This window comes from Pseudalkalibacillus berkeleyi (genome assembly GCF_021608225.1).
Lineage (GTDB): Bacteria > Bacillota > Bacilli > Bacillales > Fictibacillaceae > Pseudalkalibacillus > Pseudalkalibacillus berkeleyi.
Map to the genome: position 1 here is coordinate 38,802 of NZ_JAKIJS010000001.1, position 17,641 is coordinate 56,442.

Annotated in this window: 18 protein-coding genes; 7 read left to right on the forward strand and 11 right to left on the reverse strand. The window is 38.9% G+C overall.

Features of this window, described 5'->3' with window-relative positions; genetic code table 11:
• The first annotated feature begins 48 nt into the window (after positions 1-48).
• Positions 49-1,326, forward strand: a complete 1,278-nt coding sequence (locus L2716_RS00260; RefSeq protein WP_236330325.1) for an MFS transporter — start codon at positions 49-51, stop codon at positions 1,324-1,326.
• Positions 1,327-1,377: 51 nt separating this feature from the next.
• Here L2716_RS00260 and L2716_RS00265 read toward each other — a convergent pair whose 3' ends face one another.
• Positions 1,378-2,301 carry a zinc dependent phospholipase C family protein gene (locus tag L2716_RS00265; RefSeq protein WP_236330328.1) on the reverse strand — a complete coding sequence of 308 codons (924 nt, stop codon included), beginning with the start codon at positions 2,299-2,301 and terminating at the stop codon, positions 1,378-1,380.
• A gap of 82 nt (positions 2,302-2,383) precedes the next feature.
• Between L2716_RS00265 and L2716_RS00270 the strand changes: the two genes are divergently transcribed.
• On the forward strand, positions 2,384-3,448 hold the full coding sequence (locus L2716_RS00270; RefSeq protein ID WP_236330331.1) for an SDR family oxidoreductase: 1,065 nt from the start codon (positions 2,384-2,386) through the stop codon (positions 3,446-3,448).
• Positions 3,449-3,462: 14 nt separating this feature from the next.
• On the opposite strand, the gene asd is transcribed toward L2716_RS00270, so the two are convergent.
• Positions 3,463-4,317 carry an archaetidylserine decarboxylase gene (gene asd, locus L2716_RS00275; protein WP_236330335.1) on the reverse strand — a complete coding sequence of 285 codons (855 nt, stop codon included), beginning with the start codon at positions 4,315-4,317 and terminating at the stop codon, positions 3,463-3,465.
• A gap of 229 nt (positions 4,318-4,546) precedes the next feature.
• Here asd and L2716_RS00280 point away from each other — a divergent pair, with 229 nt between their 5' ends.
• The 3 genes from L2716_RS00280 (at position 4,547) to L2716_RS00290 (ending at position 6,701) form a co-directional block, all read left to right on the forward strand.
• Entirely contained in the window at positions 4,547-5,896 is a 1,350-nt protein-coding gene (locus tag L2716_RS00280; protein WP_236330338.1) for a TrkH family potassium uptake protein, read from the forward strand.
• Between the two features lie 183 nt (positions 5,897-6,079).
• The gene (locus L2716_RS00285) at positions 6,080-6,274 is read left to right on the forward strand and encodes an alpha/beta-type small acid-soluble spore protein (RefSeq protein WP_236330341.1); all 195 of its coding nucleotides are present in this window, start codon (positions 6,080-6,082) and stop codon (positions 6,272-6,274) included.
• Between the two features lie 166 nt (positions 6,275-6,440).
• Complete coding sequence (locus L2716_RS00290) at positions 6,441-6,701, forward strand: hypothetical protein (protein ID WP_236330345.1); 261 nt, start codon at positions 6,441-6,443, stop codon at positions 6,699-6,701.
• Between the two features lie 35 nt (positions 6,702-6,736).
• Here L2716_RS00290 and L2716_RS00295 read toward each other — a convergent pair whose 3' ends face one another.
• The 8 genes from L2716_RS00295 to L2716_RS00330 form a co-directional block, all read right to left on the reverse strand.
• A complete protein-coding gene (locus L2716_RS00295; protein ID WP_236330348.1) occupies positions 6,737-7,399 on the reverse strand; it encodes an amino acid ABC transporter permease in 663 nt (220 codons plus the stop codon).
• Positions 7,392-8,171 (reverse strand): transporter substrate-binding domain-containing protein, encoded by a 780-nt coding sequence (locus L2716_RS00300; protein ID WP_236330353.1) that lies wholly within the window; start codon positions 8,169-8,171, stop codon positions 7,392-7,394. The genes L2716_RS00295 and L2716_RS00300 overlap by 8 nt, the downstream gene beginning before the upstream one ends.
• 204 nt (positions 8,172-8,375) lie before the next feature.
• Positions 8,376-9,473, reverse strand: a complete 1,098-nt coding sequence (locus tag L2716_RS00305; protein ID WP_236330356.1) for an ABC transporter ATP-binding protein — start codon at positions 9,471-9,473, stop codon at positions 8,376-8,378.
• A 123-nt stretch (positions 9,474-9,596) separates the two neighbouring features.
• On the reverse strand, positions 9,597-10,487 hold the full coding sequence (locus tag L2716_RS00310) for a PucR family transcriptional regulator (RefSeq protein ID WP_236330359.1): 891 nt from the start codon (positions 10,485-10,487) through the stop codon (positions 9,597-9,599).
• 141 nt (positions 10,488-10,628) lie between these two features.
• Positions 10,629-10,820 carry a hypothetical protein gene (locus L2716_RS00315; RefSeq protein ID WP_236330360.1) on the reverse strand — a complete coding sequence of 64 codons (192 nt, stop codon included), beginning with the start codon at positions 10,818-10,820 and terminating at the stop codon, positions 10,629-10,631.
• Between the two features lie 12 nt (positions 10,821-10,832).
• On the reverse strand, positions 10,833-12,047 hold the full coding sequence (locus tag L2716_RS00320) for a YheC/YheD family endospore coat-associated protein (RefSeq protein ID WP_236330363.1): 1,215 nt from the start codon (positions 12,045-12,047) through the stop codon (positions 10,833-10,835).
• Entirely contained in the window at positions 12,044-13,417 is a 1,374-nt protein-coding gene (locus L2716_RS00325; protein ID WP_236330366.1) for a YheC/YheD family endospore coat-associated protein, read from the reverse strand. The genes L2716_RS00320 and L2716_RS00325 overlap by 4 nt, the downstream gene beginning before the upstream one ends.
• 4 nt (positions 13,418-13,421) lie before the next feature.
• The gene (locus L2716_RS00330; protein ID WP_236330369.1) at positions 13,422-14,816 is read right to left on the reverse strand and encodes a YheC/YheD family endospore coat-associated protein; all 1,395 of its coding nucleotides are present in this window, start codon (positions 14,814-14,816) and stop codon (positions 13,422-13,424) included.
• A gap of 101 nt (positions 14,817-14,917) precedes the next feature.
• Here L2716_RS00330 and L2716_RS00335 point away from each other — a divergent pair, with 101 nt between their 5' ends.
• Both L2716_RS00335 and L2716_RS00340 read left to right on the forward strand, forming a co-directional pair.
• Positions 14,918-16,057 carry a DUF445 domain-containing protein gene (locus tag L2716_RS00335; RefSeq protein WP_236330372.1) on the forward strand — a complete coding sequence of 380 codons (1,140 nt, stop codon included), beginning with the start codon at positions 14,918-14,920 and terminating at the stop codon, positions 16,055-16,057.
• 67 nt (positions 16,058-16,124) lie between these two features.
• A complete protein-coding gene (locus L2716_RS00340) occupies positions 16,125-16,487 on the forward strand; it encodes a YlbF/YmcA family competence regulator (protein ID WP_236330375.1) in 363 nt (120 codons plus the stop codon).
• A 270-nt stretch (positions 16,488-16,757) separates the two neighbouring features.
• Here L2716_RS00340 and L2716_RS00345 read toward each other — a convergent pair whose 3' ends face one another.
• The gene (locus L2716_RS00345; protein WP_236330379.1) at positions 16,758-17,567 is read right to left on the reverse strand and encodes an AAC(3) family N-acetyltransferase; all 810 of its coding nucleotides are present in this window, start codon (positions 17,565-17,567) and stop codon (positions 16,758-16,760) included.
• Positions 17,568-17,641 lie beyond the last annotated feature (74 nt).

Genomic DNA, 17,641 nt, shown 5'->3' on the forward strand with positions numbered 1-17,641 from the left:
TACATACAATGAAGTAAGCTATAGTTGATGAGATTGAGGGGGGATTTCATGAAAAAGAAAGAGGTCTACTCGTGGACGATGTATGATTGGGCAAATTCCGCGTTTGCGACGACAATCATGGCAGCGGTTTTGCCAGTGTTCTATTATGATGTAGCAGCAAAGAATATTGATAAAACGACTGCGACAGCCTACTGGGGCTACTCTCAATCAATCGCGGTCTTACTCGTTGCATTGCTAGCACCCATTCTAGGTGCGATTGCAGACCACTCTGGTTCGAAAAAGAAATTCTTGAGATTCTTCGCATATATGGGGATGCTCGCCAGCGTTTTGCTCGCTTTCGTTGGGGAAGGGGACTATATCTTAGCTTCCGTTCTACTCATATTCGGTACAATCGGATTTTCTGGAGGAAATGCATTTTACGATGCTTTCTTACCTGAAATCGCTTCGAGGGATGAAATCGATCGGATTTCAGCTAGGGGTTATGCGTTCGGATATATTGGCGGGGGGTTACTTCTTCTTATCAACTTGATGATGATCATGAATCCATCGTGGTTCTTCTTACCGAATTCGTTAGTTGCTACGCAAATTTCTTTCGCAAGTGTCGGTGTATGGTGGTTTGTGTTTTCTTTACCATTTTTCAAAAATATTAAGGAAAGAAAGCAAGATCAGCCTGAGATAAATGGATCGTATGTCACGATCGGATTTAAAAGGTTAAAGACGACCTTTAAAGAAATCAATCAGTTCAAACAGTTACTACTGTTCCTTGTCGCCTTCTGGTTATTTAATGACGGTATTTCTACGATTATCAAAATGGCTACGATCTACGGGAGAGACATAGGAATTGGTTCAAATGATTTGATTGCTGCCTTACTGATTACACAGTTCGTCGGCATTCCTTTTGCCTTCCTATTTGGATATTTAGCAAAAAAAATACAAGCGAAACGTGCGTTGTATATTGCTTTATGGACATACGTCGTAATTGTTATGCTCGGGTACTTCATGGAAACGGCCGCTCACTTTTATGCGCTGGCGGTTATGGTCGGTTTCGTGCAGGGAGGCGCGCAAGCATTAAGTCGGTCAATCTTCGGGAGTATGGTTCCTGACAATAAACGCGCTGAGTTTTTTGGATTTTACGGCATATCTGCAAAATTTTCAGCAATCTTTGGTCCGTTTGTGTTTGGTATCGTCGGTCAGCTAACAGGCTCAAGCCGAATGGGAATCGCATCGCTTATCATATTCTTCCTACTCGGGATTTTCTTCTTATCTCGTGTTGATATTGATAAAGGGAAGAAAGAAGCTCAGTTGAATACTGATGTGACAATGTAACATAAAAATTAAATAACCTGAGTGGTATCATGCGCCACTCAGGTTTTATTCTTACAATATCGGATCGAAATGTTTGTTCTCAAGTCTAAGGGATAGTTCTTTACCAGTGTCGTAGCAAAAATTGCCGATGTTCTCCTTCAACAATTCTCGTGCCCCTTCATTGTTATCAAACCAATACGATTTAAGCAAATTGAGAATGTCGATGCCTTCCTTTTCAGCTTGCTCAATTAAATCCATGAACGTTTCATCATGTTTTTCATCAGGTTGGGCTGGATGATACCAAGGGGTTTGTTGTTCGTTTAAATAATCAGCTTCAGCAATTTCTTTCTGATAAGAGAACGGATCCACACGGTCTTTCAGAAGTTTGTTTTTCCATCCTAAAGGATCGAACAACACACGGAGTGCAGTCTGCATATGACGATAGGACTGATTGATATATCCTTCTGGCATCTTTTCATGAAGATCTGGAAATGTTGTCACAATCGTTTCCTCGAGCATCTTTTCAATTGGTTTGTGTAATGTCTTTCCGATTGCCAGTTGTTTATTTACAGGTGTATTCCACGTCTCTATGCCTTTTTCACGTTTCATAAGGAGGGTATCAATAATGATCTCGAGTTTTTGATGCCGATTGCCTTCTGTTCCTGAACGATAATTGATGTAAGGATGCGCATTACGATCGAGAATATGGTGCGTTAGAAAACCCGTTGTAAAAGCAACCAGCTTATCGTCATGGGTATGTTGTTTCGTATATTCAATTAGCTTCATGAGGAAATCGCCACAATTTTCGTGGTGAATCCGATCGCCAACCTCAGTTACATAAGAAGACTTCCATGGCCAGAAATTATGATAAAAGAAAGGATCAGGACCTTGGGTGCCGAAATTGAAATAAGGTCTTGTTTCATCAGTTAAAGTAAAGATTCTCGTCTTTTCTAGTAAACGTTCCCCAAAATAAATGTGCGTCCATACATTTGGCATTATCGACTTCACCTCTCACAGTATGTATATTTTAAATTATATATGATTTCCAGATTAATGAAAATGAATGGGAGGGGTTACCTTGGCTAACATTTATTTTATGACCGGGTTTCCAGGATTTTTGGCAACGAAAATGGTTGAATACATATCCGAACAAGAACCGAAGTCTACCTTTTATTTACTTGTTCATCCATCCCAGGTAGAAAAAGCGGATACAGTTGTTAAGCAATTCGAAGAGAACAGCCGATTTACAATTTTACAAGGTGATATTACAAAGGAAAATCTAGGGTTAAAAGGAATCGAGTTGGATCGAGTTACACATGTGTTCCATTTTGCTGCCATTTATGATCTAGCTGTAGCGTTAGAGGTAGCTGAGCTTGTGAATGTGACTGGAACAGAAAGAGTTCTGAACTGGTTAGAAACCTTACCTAGTTTAAAAAGGTTTGTCTATTTCAGTACAGCTTATGTATCAGGAGATCGTGTTGGTACTGTTTATGAAGATGAGCTTGTGGAAGGGCAAGGATTTAAAAATCATTATGAATCAACAAAGTATGAAGCAGAAATACTCGTTCAAGGAAAAATGGAGAGCATTCCAACTACGATTATCCGGCCAGGTATCGTTGTTGGCCATTCACAAACAGGGGAGACAGTGAAGTTTGATGGACCGTATTTTATTATGCGGTTTTTAGATAAATTCTCTCGACTTCCAATCCCATATATTGGACACGGACGAGTACCTGTTTACCTAGTGCCTGTTGATTATATTTTGGAAGCTGTCTATCATTTTACTCATTTAGAAAAGAGTGAAGGGAAGGTCTATCATCTGACTGATCCAAATCCTTCTGAAGCAAGAGCGCTGTATAAAGAAATTGTAGGCCATTTATTGAACAAACAGCCTACTTGGTTCCTACCAACCTCATTTGTGAGCGGGATGTTGAGGATATCAAAGTTCAGGAGATGGGTTCAGGTCGAACGAGAAACCATCGATTATTTTCAGTGTGAAACGTATTATGATACGACGAATACGATCAATGATTTGCAAGGGTCTGGTATCGAGTGTCCGACATTCAATGAGTATGCAGGAAATATCGTAAAATATTATAAAGAAGCGAGACATGATCAAGATAAAGCGGTTCCTGTAAAATAAGGATTATGAAAGGTTCAGTTGATCTTTTGATCGAGTTCTTTCAATCTGTATCCGATCAGCTCACCCATTTTGACGGATTCACCTATTTGTACTGTTTCGATAAACTCAACTTGATCTTTGTCAAATAAAAGAATAACGGTTGAACCGAACTCAAAGTGTCCGATTTCTTCCCCTTTTCTAATGAACTTAGGGGTTTCGAATGATTCTTTGTGTCGCTCACCTTTGTGCCGCTGCTCAACGTGCTCCAAATAGGCGAGTTGGACACTTCCAACAATTAGCGCGCCAACCTTCACGATTGCCATCTTTCCATACGGTGTATCCAAAAAGGTGGACAACCGTTCGTTTTTAGTAAAAAGTCCATTAATTGAGCTTACACCAAGCTTGTTTACAGGATAGAGGCGACCCGGGATATATGAATAGCCTGTAATATCACCATCATAGGGAACATGAATGCGATGGTAATCCTGAGGACTTAAATAAATTGTCATATATGAACCGTATTTAAAAAGGCTTGCTTTGTCGGAGTCTGCAAGTAACTGTTCAACATCATAAGCTACGCCTTTTGCTTGAATGATTTGTCCGTCTTCAATGCGACCGAATTGGGATATCACGCCATCTACAGGGCTTACGAACGACTCTTTATGTGAGTCGATGGGTCTTGCATGTGACTTTAAATGACGAGTAAAGAAATCGTTCAAGCTTTTAAATTCTTTTAAAGGACGTTTAACCGTAGCCGTTTCAATGTTATAAGCTCGAATATATAAGGGAATTGCGTATTTACTTATCCTTAATTTCATAAAAGAACCAACTAGGAAAGTAATGCCATGGTGAGGTAGTAAGACTAAGATGTATTTCAAAATTAACTTCATTAACCATCTTCCTATCAACAAATTGAATGTAACATTCGTTCAGATTTTGAAAACAATACCAATAGTATACTTCTAAATACATGCGATGTTAATACAAAATTTGTACCGAGCAGTTCGTTAGGTTCTGAAAAGCTGGGAAAACTAATTCAGAAAATAGGGTTTTCAGTTATGCATAATTTAGGTACGATAGACTCATTCCATAAAGAAAATTGTAGAAGGTTGTTAGAACATGAGAAAAAATCGACCATATCGCAGAATACGTTTAACATCAGTACAATTAATCGTTTTGTTCTACCTTGGTGCAGTTATTATGGCAACTACATTACTTAGTTTGCCGTTTGCACATCGAGGAGGAATGGAATGGTCATTTATCGATGCATTATTTACGGCAGTAAGTGCTATTAGTGTAACGGGTTTGACCGTTGTTAATACAGCTGAAACGTTTAATGAAATTGGCTATTTCTTGCTAGCCTTCGTGCTACAATTCGGCGGAATTGGTATTATGACCCTAGGTACATTCATATGGTTATTAGTCGGAAAAAGAATTGGATTAAGAGAGCGACAATTGATTATGACCGACCAGAATTTGTCGACACTCCAAGGTTTAGTCCGATTGATGATCCAAATTCTCTACTTAATTTTAATTATTGAAGCAATTGGAACGGTCATTCTAGGGGTTTATTTTCTAAATTACTTCCAAACCGCACAAGAGGCATTCATCCAAGGTTTCTTTGCTGCAGTAAGTGCAACGACTAATGGTGGTTTCGATATAACCGGTAAATCATTACATCCATTTGCTGCCGATTATTTTGTCCAATTTATCAATATCTTACTTATGATTCTCGGAGCAATCGGCTTCCCTGTATTGTTAGAGGTAAAAGAATATATCACATCGAAAAAAGGGAAATATCAGTTCTCATTATTTACGAAAATTACGACCGCGACATTTTTCGCACTGGTTGTAGTGGGAACGCTTTTAATTATTTTATTGGAATCGAACTTATTTTATGAGGATAAGAAATGGCACCAAGTCTTGTTCTATTCTTTGTTCCAATCTGTTACAACGCGTAGTGGTGGACTTTCAACGATGGATATTAATTTGTTTTCTGAGCCGACTCAGCTGTTAATGTCTGCTCTCATGTTTATCGGTGCTTCACCAAGCTCAGTAGGTGGGGGTATACGTACTACGACCTTTGCAATCGTCATATTAGCGATTCTTTCTTTTGCTAAAGGAAATCAAACCATTAAAGTATTCAAACGAGAGCTATTATCAGAGGATGTTCAAAAGGCGTTTGTCGTACTGAGTGTTGCCGTCATGATGTTCGGCACTTCAGTAGTCGTATTGATGTACACGGAGTCTGCGCCTTTAATGACAGTTATATTTGAAGTGGCATCAGCCTTCGGAACGTGTGGCCTCTCGATGGGGCTCACACCAGACTTGAGTACACCAGGCAAGCTTCTCGTTATTTTCCTCATGTTCATAGGTAGAGTAGGGATATTGTCATTCCTGTTCATCATACGAGGAAAGATCGTGAAAGAAACATACCGTTATCCGAAAGAGCAAGTCATTATCGGATAGACATTATGAAAAAACGATTGAGCGCATAGCTCAGTCGTTTTTTTTGTTAATCAGTGGATATGAATGATTCAAAAATCATGATCAATGATGAAAAACTCCAAAGTGTAAAAAATTCCAATCAAATAATATGAATAACCGATTCTCAATAACGCAAACTATGTGTACCAAGAGGAGGTGAGATACATGGCTCAAAATCAAAGTAATCAATTAGTAGTACCAGGTGCTCAAGCTGCTTTAAATCAAATGAAGACTGAAATCGCTTCTGAATTTGGCGTACAACTTGGACCAGACACAACTTCTCGTGCTAACGGATCTGTTGGTGGAGAAATCACTAAGCGTCTAGTTCAACAAGCTCAATCACAACTTGGTGGAAAATAACATTCATAAAATGGCTTAGAAGGGGTGGACAAGTCCACTCCTTCTTTCAACATTTTAATTAATAGGGTTTAATCACAACATATATGGACGAGAAACCGAAAATAAGTGGTGAAGAGAGATTTCCGTTAAACCATACTGAAACGACTTTTAAAAGGAGAAGAGAGCTATGTCTATATGTCCTGTCTGCAACCAGCTTAGTGCAGCACAGTATCGTTGCCCATCTTGCTTAGGGAATATGAAAGATAGCGGTAGAGTGATGGATTATTATGATGATTATAGTCCGTACTTTGATATTGATTCATTGAAAATGGAGGATGGATACCCAGACGATGAAAAGGAAAAGCAATGTCCGCATGTATTTTATTGTGTACATTGTGCTTCAGAAAATGTACTTCTTATCCATGAGTGGCGTTCAGAGTGTAACTAAAAAAAGCAACAGCTCAGAAAATTGAGAGCTATTGCTTATGCTTGCAGATTGACATCCAGTTTCTTCTCTAAATACGTTTGAAGTAAGCTTAGCAAGGTTGTTAATCCCCAATAGATAAATAAGACCTCTACGAAAATCCAAAATACATCTAAGTTTGAGGCTGCGATTTGATCCGCTAGACCTGTAAGTTCTTCCACAGCTAATACCGAAGCAAGTGAGGATGCTTTGACGATATCAATTAAGGAATTCCAAACCGGTGGAATTGAACGGCGCCAAGCTTGTGGCATGATGACTTCCTTAAACACCCTCGCAGTGCTCATTCCTAACGAGTATCCGGCTTCCCATTGACCCTTTGAAATAGATTGTATGGAAGCGCGATACGACTCGGATATATAAGCACTAAAGTGTAAAATTAACCCGATAATAGCAGCTTGAATACCAGTGAAGGCATAGAGCCATGTTAATCCAAAATAAATTAATAATAATTGCGTTAATAAAGGTGTGCCTCTAAAGAAAGATACATAAAATCGTGCAAGCCACGAAAGAATTTTTATATTTGAAATTCGCATAACGGCGATGATCAGTCCGATAAACAATGCGCCAAAAATGGACACAACACTTAAGAAGATCGTAATTTGAGCTCCCTCCAGTAACAACGGGAGGGAGTTTACAAGGAGATTAATGACGTCGTTATTCACTTACATCTTCTCCAAAATACTTTTGGGAGATTTCTTCAATTGTTCCGTCCTTCTTCATTTCTTCTAACGCATTGTTAACTTTTTCAACAAGATCTTCTTGATCTTTACGGAATGTAAAGGCCATTTTGTTTTTGTTGAATGGTTCTCCGACTGGCTTCACCTTGTAGCTGTTATCTTTAAGCTCTTGTTGAATGAATAGGCGGTCGTTTAGCGCTGCATCGATTCGATTAACATTTAAATCAGTAAGCACTTGCGCAACACCTTTATAATATTTAAGCTTTGCTCCAGCCTCTTCAGCTGCTTCTGCATAGTTACTTCCTTGAGTAGTACCTACTGTCTTACCCTTCAGGTCTTCAATCCCTTTAATGTCATCCGTTTTTTCATGTACAATGACTTGTCCTCCGGATACTGTGTAAGGCTCGGAGAATGCATATTTTTTCTTACGATCATCTGTAATCGTTACTTGGTTTGCGATCATATCGATTCGTTCTGTATCAAGTGCTCCGAACATCCCTTTCCACTCAGTAGGAACAAATTTAGCTTTCATTCCAAGTCGTTTGGCCACTTCACGAGCAATTTCTACATCATAACCAGTTACTTCATTAGATTCTGAATCGCGAAAACTAAAGGGAGGATATGTAGCTTCCGTTCCAATTGTTAATTCCTCTCGTTTATCACCTGTTGCTTTATCTTTGTTCTTGTCCATACCACAAGCTGCTAATACACCGATTGCAAGAACGAAGACAAGTGCATATATCCAATTATGTTTCATTTATTTTACCTCCTGAAAGTTATTTTTTAATCCCGACAAAATAGATGGGTTAACTAAGTCACTTTTATATTGTAGTGAGCGATTGGAACGAAGTCAATCATAAAGTATTATGTTCATTTTTTTACCTAAAAATTACAAAGGCGATACGATAAATTTAAATGCAAAAAGAAAAGGTTGACCATAAAGGCCAACCGTTCACCATTCTTATTCATGTATTCGTTTTTCTGTATCTGGATCGAAGAAATGGGATCTGTCCATATTGAATGTTAACGGAAGCGTTTGCCCGCTCTGGATGTCTGTACGAGAATCTACTCGTGCGATAAAACTTTGATCTTCAATCTTAGAATATAGATAAGTTTCTGCACCCATCAATTCAGCGACATCGATGACAGCCGTTACCCTCGTGTCAAGTGAAGCATTAGTAGATGGTTCATCGTGAATATCTTCAGGTCGAATGCCAAGTATAATTTCTTTACCTGCATATCCGTTCTCTTTTAATATTTTCATTTGTTGGTCCGGTATTGTTAAATTCACATTTCCGGTTACAAAACGATTTTCCTTAAGCTTTCCATGTAGGAAGTTCATAGCAGGTGAGCCGATAAAGCCACCTACGAAAACGTTATCTGGCGTATCATACACTTCCTTAGGTGTACCAATTTGTTGGATGAAGCCGTCCTTCATTACAACAATTCTTGATGCCATTGTCATCGCTTCTGTTTGATCATGTGTAACATAAATGGTCGTTGTTTGCAGACGTTGATGAAGTTTAGAGATTTCTGCACGCATTTGCACACGTAATTTCGCATCTAAGTTGGATAATGGCTCGTCCATTAGAAACACTTGAGGATCACGGACGATAGCTCGCCCTAATGCAACCCTTTGACGTTGTCCACCAGAAAGTGCTTTAGGTTTTCGGTTTAAGTAATCCTCTAAACCAAGAATTCGTGCAGCGTCCTTTACTCGTTTTTCAATATCTTTTTTGTTAAATTTACGAAGCTTTAAACCGAACGCCATATTGTCATAGACATTCATGTGGGGATACAGTGCATAATTCTGAAACACCATCGCAATGTCTCTGTCTTTCGGCGCTACGTCATTGACGCGTTTTTCACCTATGAAGAGATCTCCCTCAGAAATTTCCTCTAACCCAGCAATCATCCGAAGCGTAGTAGATTTACCACAACCTGATGGCCCGACGAAAACAATGAATTCCTTATCTTTAATGTTTAAATTGAAATCTTGAACAGCAGTGACGTCCTTTTCATAACGCTTAACGATTTTATCCATTGTAATATTCGCCATAATCTTGTTCCCCTCTCATATGTACAAAGTTTACTTAAGACTAGTGTAGTTGGAGAAGGGTTCAAATGTATATTGGAAGGTTGAACAAAGATTGACTAATCAGTTATGCACTTCGTACAGTGATTATATTTCTTGTGATAGTAATAGGAGGTGACAAGTAATGGCATCTTTAAATGTTTTCGGATCTAGTCCTGTAAGGTCAGTAAATTTTTCAAGACGATATTGTAGACTGTTTCGATGTATGAATAACTTTTTGGATGCGGCTGTAAGGTTCAAATCACAATCAAGCAATACTTTTACTGTGTTTAACAATTCAGGTTCTACCTTGCCTATGATTTGATCTTGATAGTATTCTATATCTTCATTTCTTGATTGATGTAAAAGGAGCGTGGGTAGTACAGACGTTAGAGAGAATATGTTGATACGTTGCGTCGGTTTTGCGATTAAATCATAATAGGAAGATTCTATATCGAAGCTACTTTTCGCTTCTGTAATGGACGAAAACGGTGAACCAATGAATAAGGATGCATTCATGTAAAAGTCACTTTCGATTGTGAGCAAAAGTTCATTCAATTCGTTTGTCGTTGCAAATGGCTCACGAACACCCTCAACAAATACACCAGAATAGCGGTCTTTCCAAACTGGGATGAGTTTATTTGAAAGCATGTTTTGAAACGCCTCTACAAATAAATCATGCTCAATATCCTTACTGTTAATTTGAAAGTGTAGGAGCCTTCCTTGTTGAATTTGATAATGATCTGATGTTCTGTTGTTGAAAAGGAGTTCGTACCAGGCTTGTTGAATTTCATCTTCTTCAGTAGGACGATCGGCTAACGGTGTTAAGAACACTTGCAGAAGCTGTTCAGATTCAGTAGTTAAGAATGCTTTATTCACACCGAATTCTTCACCCTTTGCGGTGCGATACCACAAGAAATCCTCTCGATTTTTTTCATCTGTATCCTCAATGATATGTTCTTGTCCAAACAAAGTACGTAATTTATGTATTTCAGACATCATCTAACTCCAATCGATTCATCGTTAGTCGTATTATAACCATACCTCATACAAGTTGGTCAAAGGAAAATGACCTCATTGAAAAACTGAACCCTCATTCTCAAAAAAGAAGAGAAGGAAGGTCCAGTCACGGAAATAAGTTTACTTAACTTGATTGTCTGATTTCTTTTGTTCAACAGGCGGTTCTTCTTCATACAGTGGAAGACTTTCCTCGATTTGCTCATGACCATATCGACCTGTAACAGTTCCGCCAGCCATACCTTCATTAATCATCCGATCAATATCCATATAAGATTTGTCGCGTCCTTCATATTGTGAACCTTTATCAGTCATATTCGACCCTCCTTACAAGTTAGTATGAGTGGTAGAGGGCGGAAATATGTTTGATTCTTCAAATCCTGTAAGTGCTAAAATCTGTTCGTACCAACGGATTTCCCATGTTTTTTGGATATCTTCTTCATCGAAGATCATTGGCTTAGAGTTCACTTCAAAAATCCAGCAATGATTTTGTTCGTCAATCCCTAAATCGATTGAAAATTCACCTATAGGACCTAGTGAAGCGTCAAGGATCGACCCGATATAACTCGCTAATCTGTTTAATTTCTCCTTATTTAATGGTGCAAGTATGGCTGGTAGATAGCTACCACCTGTAGGAACATGTGTGGTGAGCTTTCCGCTGCCAGCCCAACGGATCCCGTAACCAGTGACGTCCCATGTTTCTGCTATTTTTTGAACGAGAATCCGATAATCAAAAGGTCTGCCTTCATATTGTTTCCGATTGATATACGGTTGAACGATATATTCGTCATTGGCGAATTGTAATGAATGCCATACTTCATTTATGTTTGAGTAAATGAATTCCCCTTGATTTGAATACGAATGCAGACGCCCTTTTAAGTCTCTCTGGAGCATGAAAATCCCTTCACCTTTTGACCGGTGTGTAGGTTTGACCATTACGGATCGGTAGTCGTTCAACATGCTTCGCAACACTTTACTAGTGCGTAATTGCTTCGTCTCAGGAAGGAATTTCTGGAGTACATGACATTGATTAAGAAGAAGGTAGGCACGCCATTTTGAAAGAAAGCTCCGATTGAAATACGGAATTGAATGGTCATTGAACGAATCGATTACTTTAGCATACAATTCGCTCACTTCATGTTCGGAGTAAGGAATTCGGTTGTAAACAAAGTCAGGCAGAGGGGCTCTGAATTTAATCCACTGCTCACTTGATGGATGGAGTGTATAGCCCTCTATATTTGCCTCCTGAAAACGGGTATAAGAAAAAACATAGGCAAGACCGCCACGTTGCTGAACATATCGAATGAGTCTCTTAAACGTGTGGATATTACCGATAATAGGTAAGCCATCCCTTGAAGAAGCCATGATGCCAATGACAGGACCAATCTTCGAATTTTTTACTCTCAGTTGAATCGATGTTAATTGATGATTAGGTTCCGAATCATAAGGGATGGAAGTTAACTTCGCACCCCATGAGAGGTTCTTCCCTTTTTCTCTGTGAAACCATTGACCTTTCTCTTGATGAAAGAACAAAGATATCATTGTTTAACAGCTACTTGGTTTAGAACATTCTGCTCAAATAAGTAAATAGAAAACGCAAAAGGAAGGGAAAGGGTTTTTCGATCATACGCATTCATGTTTGGATGTTGAAAAATGCTTCTACCCGGCTTTGAATTGGCTTCAAACAACCAAACAGACCCTTTTTCATCAATGCCAATATCAAATCCAATTTCGCCAATCAATTCGTCATGACGAGATGATAATGCTTCACTTAATAACAGGGCAGCAGTCTTAATTTCTTGGACGATCTTTTGAGATTGACCAAGGTCATGAATGATTTCTGAAAGGGTTAACGTTTTGCCGCCACTCGTAATATGAGTAGTAATACTACCTGTACCTGCCAGCTTAGCTGCAATGGCACTGACTTCCCAGTCACCATTTCTACCTCGATTCGTGTGTACTCTGAAATCAATCGCATTACCGTTGCAATTAACGAGGTGAATGCCTTGCTGGGCAATATAACCCTTTAATCCATTTGGAAATTGCTTGTGCAACAATCGTTTTAAGCTAGAATATCGCCTGAGCCGATTACAATCCTCATGACGAAATCTGATGTAATAATAAGGATCGTTTTTTCGTCTCAGGATTTGTTGAATGCCATTTCCTAAACTCCCGCTTGATGGCTTGACATACACATTTTTATATCGGTTAAGCATCCGCTCGATAGACTTGTAATCTGGAGAGAACAACGATTCAGGTAAGTATTTTTGAATCGTGCGATCCTTCATTAAATAATCATAGACCGTCCATTTATCAAAAAAGCCTGGATTGAACCAAAGGAGATTTTCCATCGCTTGGAGCTTTAAATTTGTCTCAACAGTTGAAGGGAGTGCTTCAATTTTACGATTTGGGAGGCGATCGTAAATAATATTTGGAAGGGGTAGTGTGGAGCGGACCCATCCAGTCTTCTTATAAAGATAGCCGTATACCTCTTGACGATCCCAATTAATATGATTGGATCCGAATACATAACATGTAACCCCTTGTTTTCGTGCATGTATCAACATTTTTGCAAACATCTTAGAACGTTCGCCGAACGGTTGTTGTAGATGATTCGTAAAACCTGCTGTGTAAATGCCTACAACTGGGCCGACATGAATAATACCATTTTGCTCATATATATGGTGGGACTGATTTTCTAATAGCGCAAGGTTCTCTCGTAAACTTTCCGTCACCATGTAGAGTTCTTTTTGATCGGGATGAGGCTGGACATGAACATCATGCAATCTATGTCCATACTTCAATTTAGTAGGAAATGATTGATTGTTATACCATTTGCGGAATAAACTGATCGGTACAAACAACGTGTCAGCGTTACCCTTCGTTACTGAAATAGCATGTAGATTAGACATTCAGTTACTCCTTTCGGATCGAGACTTTTAAATTCTCATGAGAAGTGTACAGATAATTTGCAAATAAAAATATCCCTTTTGCTGAAGGACGAATATCAGAACTATGAGGCGATAAACGCTCATGTTTGGATGGTTTCGTATTCACTTCTAAAATCCACGGGTGTCCTTGTTGATCGACACCAAAATCTATGCCGAATTCTCCAAATAACCCATCGGATTTTGCATCTATCGTCTTGCAAATTTCGATAGCAAGCTCGAATAATTTAGAACGAATAAACTTTGCTATAGAAGCTGTAAATTGATCCTCTAAGATGACATGTAAAGGATAGACGGCAGCTCCCATAGACACATTTGTAACAATGTAATCCTTTAAGCCAACCCTTGCAGTACTTGAAGTAACACACCATATACCGTATTCGTTTCGGTTACAAAGTATACGGAAATCTACTTTCCCTTCTTTATATTTAATTAATTCGATGCCTTGTTGTAGGATATACTGCTCACAAGGAACAAATTGATCAATAAAATGAAGGACGCCGTCTTTTGAAACAGTTGGTAAAGGAGGATCTAAAGCTTTTGAAGCTTCCATTTCGTATTTGTCTTCCAATGCTTGAGTAATTCGTAAAATGCCTCTACCTTCGCTACCATGAATAGGTTTTAGAAACGTAGTAGGGTAAGTATTTAATACACTTTCAATAATTTCCGTATCGATTACCTTTATGGTTTTCGGGAGATGGGCGGCGAATAGATCTTGATCAACTAATAAGTTGAAAACATCCCATTTGGAGAGGAATCGATCATTAAAGTAAGGAATTCCATACTCTTGGCAATGAACGAAAAAGTTCATTACGTTTTCAGATTGTTCCAACGTCCGACTTGAAATGCGGTTATATATGATATCTGGAAATGGGACGACCTCTTGAATCCAATCATGTTCATGGTATCGATAACCGTTAATATGCTGTTGTTCAACATCATCGATTGAAAATAAATAGAAGTCAGTATGATGCTGAAGACAATATTGATTTAATTCATAAGCGAACCCAGATATGTTTCCAAATGGATTCGATTGGGAACTGCGTTTTTCAACTAGCATGGCAACAATTGGACCTATGCGGAGCTCTTTGTATTCTCTTGAGAAGGTAGCCATATATACTCGGTTAGGAGGTGGCAGGGGATGATTCAAAACTAGATCAGCTTGTAGTTGGATCAAACCAACAGTGTCCTCAAAGTTTGCTTCACACGTTACGAGGATTCGTTCTGAGCCAAAGCGTAACCATATTTTCTCTGATGGTTGAATGTGATAACTCGTCATTAAGGAATTGCTCATCCAAATCTTATACGGGTTAGAGGAAGGCTTATTTGTAAAGTTGATAAGGACTGGATCTCTTTTGAACATTTCTCTCCCTCATTTGTAAATGCTTTTCTAGGCGCTTGCGGATATCGTATACTATGGTAAGATATGAAAATTGGTGACATCAGTATGGAAGGTTGAGATAGATGCAATTATTTTGGATGATGGCGATGATGATTGTGATTGGAGCGGCAATTGGTGGATTTACGAATTCACTAGCGATTAAAATGTTGTTCCGACCTTACAATGCAATAATGATCGGAAAGTTTAAGTTACCATTTACCCCTGGGTTGATTCCGAAAAGACGAGAAGAGCTTGCTGTTCAACTTGGGCAAATGACTGTGAATCATTTAATTACTAAAGAGGGGCTGCAACAGAAACTTCAACAATCAGAGTTTAAAAACGAACTTGTTACATGGGCTCAAGGTGAACTAAAAAAACAACTAGAGCAGGATTGTACATTGAATGATTTAGGTGCTTTTTTCTTAAAACAAGAAGATCTTGATGTGCGAGTGGAAGGACAGCTGAAAACGTATCTAAATCAGAAGATATCTGAGAAAATCACTGCTGTTGAAGCGAAACCTTTGAATGAGGTCGTTCCAGAAGCGTTCATAAATAATGTAGAGGCGTACATACCAAAGACAACAGATTTCATACAGAGTCGCTTAATTGCGTTTGTTCGAAGTCCTGAAGGGAAGCAGCAACTGAAGTATTTAGTGGATGATTTCCTTGCAGATCGAGGTATGTTAGGAAACATGATCAATATGTTTCTTGGGAATGAAAGCCTAATCGATAAAGTGCAGTCTGAGCTAGTGAAATTGTTACAAAGAGATACCGTTTCAGCAATGCTAGAGCGCGTATTGAAGCAAGAGTGGAATGAATTGAAAGAAAAACCTGCTTCGGACATTATTGATTTCTTAAAATTAAAGAGTGGGCAGGATTATGTAATCGATTATCTTGTCCGGCAGGTTGATATGAAATCAATCTTCAATACGCCTGTACGCGATTTAATCGCACAGCATATTCCTTACTTAGAAGAAGACTTAATTCCACACGTAACCGATCATGCTCTTAATTGGGTTGGGAATAATGTTGAACAGATTATGGAAAAGATGCAGCTATCTGAACTTGTTCGACAGCAAGTGCAGACCTTCTCTGTCCAGCGTCTCGAAGAAATGGTTCTTTCTATTTCAAGGAGAGAACTGAAGATGATTACGTATCTTGGCGCATTACTTGGCGGAGGAATCGGCTTTATACAAGGTTTATTGGTTTACTTCCTCACCTAAATCTTGTTATAGTTGAAAAGGTGCTTAATAGAAACGGCATAGAAGATATTATATTAGGAGGCTAATTATGAGTAAAAATGTCCATGATGCGGCATACAATTTAGAAAATGCGTTGCGTGAAAGTGATGACTTTAAGGAGCTTCAAAGCCTTTATGATCAAGTAAATGCGGATGAAAGTACTAAAAACATGTTTGACAACTTCCGTAACTTGCAAGTGGAGCTTCAACAGAAGCAAATGCAAGGTCAACAGATCACAGAAGAAGAAGCTCAACAAGCTCAACAAACTTTCGAGCTCGTTCAACAAAACGAAGTGATTTCGAAGTTGATGAACGCTGAGCAACGTGTAAGCCAATTGATCCAGGACATTAACAAGATTGTGACGAAGCCTTTGGAAGAATTGTACGGTAACCCAGAGGACCCACAACAATAAATTGAATAATTCTAAGTACAACGGCTGGCACTTCGGTGTCAGTCGTTTTTTATATACTTGGATATGGAGTTTGCTTGGGTCAATTTTACTAAAATGGTCAGATTAATCCGGGAAATGGGCGAATAAATCCATGAAATGATCAGATTAACTCGTGAAATGTCCAGATAACTGAATAAGTAGATAAAAACACCCTTCAACAACCTCTCCTATACCATGAAAAAAGCCAACCCGCCTAATAGGTTGACTAAATTGCATTGGATATAATGTTACTCATCCCTCTTTAATGTTTTCTTTCATCCACTTCACGCCAAAGTCTACTGAAGATCGCATTTTGAACAATTTACATGATGCTGACCCGACTTTCCCACCATATACAGGAAATTCAGATTCAAAAGCTTTACCAACTTCTCCGAATTGTTCGTCATCATAGTCAATTTCTAAAAAGTTTTTCCATACACGTTTGCCATTTTCGATAATCGGTGCACCTTTGGATATTGCCTTTCTTACACTTGAACGATGTTCAGATAAATGAAAGGAAGTATGTGTATCAAAATCGGTGCCGAGGAACAATACATCAGCATCAAGTTCATACGCTTTACCGAGCGGTGACTGCTCACCGAGTCCATCATCTAATGTGTGTCCATTTGTAACATACGCTGCTTTTTTCCCCCAAGCGGAAAAGGACATCGTCGGATGGTAACTTCGTAAAACTTCAGGGTATGACCTAAATCTTTCAGCGATTACTCCGAGCCCGCGGGTAGGTGTTTTTTTCGGATCAAAAGCTGGCATAGTTTTACGGATCGTCTCCCACCAATTTTCAGGTACAGGAGGATTGATCCAATCAGCAGGATCTGATAGAGCTGCAGAATGTGCAGGTAAAATCAGTGTCCCATCAGCTGTAACGGCATCCATCAACGCATCAATAACTGCTTGAGAGTCTCCACAAACCCATCCTATCGATTTTAAAGATGAATGTACGATGAGTGTCATGCCAGGTTTAACACCTAATAACTGCAAATCTTTGCGTAAGGATTCGGTTGTTCTAGGGGTATCTGTTTGTTCTATAAGTTGCTTTTCCATATAAGTTCCTCCAATGTTTCTTCTTAATCCACGCTATTACTTCGATTACGACATATGTAATTCCTGTATTTGCA

What these genes read in the sequence shown, in the direction of transcription:
- L2716_RS00290 (WP_236330345.1), top strand. Translation starts at nt 6,441, where the DNA reads ATGTCTATATGTCCTGTCTGCAACCAGCTTAGTGCAGCACAGTATCGT.
- L2716_RS00280 (WP_236330338.1), top strand. Translation starts at nt 4,547, where the DNA reads ATGAGAAAAAATCGACCATATCGCAGAATACGTTTAACATCAGTACAA.
- L2716_RS00315 (WP_236330360.1), bottom strand. Translation starts at nt 10,820, where the DNA reads ATGACTGATAAAGGTTCACAATATGAAGGACGCGACAAATCTTATATG.
- L2716_RS00300 (WP_236330353.1), bottom strand. Translation starts at nt 8,171, where the DNA reads ATGAAACATAATTGGATATATGCACTTGTCTTCGTTCTTGCAATCGGT.
- L2716_RS00260 (WP_236330325.1), top strand. Translation starts at nt 49, where the DNA reads ATGAAAAAGAAAGAGGTCTACTCGTGGACGATGTATGATTGGGCAAAT.
- L2716_RS00285 (WP_236330341.1), top strand. Translation starts at nt 6,080, where the DNA reads ATGGCTCAAAATCAAAGTAATCAATTAGTAGTACCAGGTGCTCAAGCT.
- L2716_RS00320 (WP_236330363.1), bottom strand. Translation starts at nt 12,047, where the DNA reads ATGATATCTTTGTTCTTTCATCAAGAGAAAGGTCAATGGTTTCACAGA.
- L2716_RS00305 (WP_236330356.1), bottom strand. Translation starts at nt 9,473, where the DNA reads ATGGCGAATATTACAATGGATAAAATCGTTAAGCGTTATGAAAAGGAC.
- L2716_RS00335 (WP_236330372.1), top strand. Translation starts at nt 14,918, where the DNA reads ATGCAATTATTTTGGATGATGGCGATGATGATTGTGATTGGAGCGGCA.
- L2716_RS00330 (WP_236330369.1), bottom strand. Translation starts at nt 14,816, where the DNA reads ATGTTCAAAAGAGATCCAGTCCTTATCAACTTTACAAATAAGCCTTCC.
- L2716_RS00345 (WP_236330379.1), bottom strand. Translation starts at nt 17,567, where the DNA reads ATGGAAAAGCAACTTATAGAACAAACAGATACCCCTAGAACAACCGAA.
- L2716_RS00325 (WP_236330366.1), bottom strand. Translation starts at nt 13,417, where the DNA reads ATGTCTAATCTACATGCTATTTCAGTAACGAAGGGTAACGCTGACACG.
- L2716_RS00340 (WP_236330375.1), top strand. Translation starts at nt 16,125, where the DNA reads ATGAGTAAAAATGTCCATGATGCGGCATACAATTTAGAAAATGCGTTG.
- L2716_RS00310 (WP_236330359.1), bottom strand. Translation starts at nt 10,487, where the DNA reads ATGTCTGAAATACATAAATTACGTACTTTGTTTGGACAAGAACATATC.
- asd (WP_236330335.1), bottom strand. Translation starts at nt 4,317, where the DNA reads ATGAAGTTAATTTTGAAATACATCTTAGTCTTACTACCTCACCATGGC.
- L2716_RS00265 (WP_236330328.1), bottom strand. Translation starts at nt 2,301, where the DNA reads ATGCCAAATGTATGGACGCACATTTATTTTGGGGAACGTTTACTAGAA.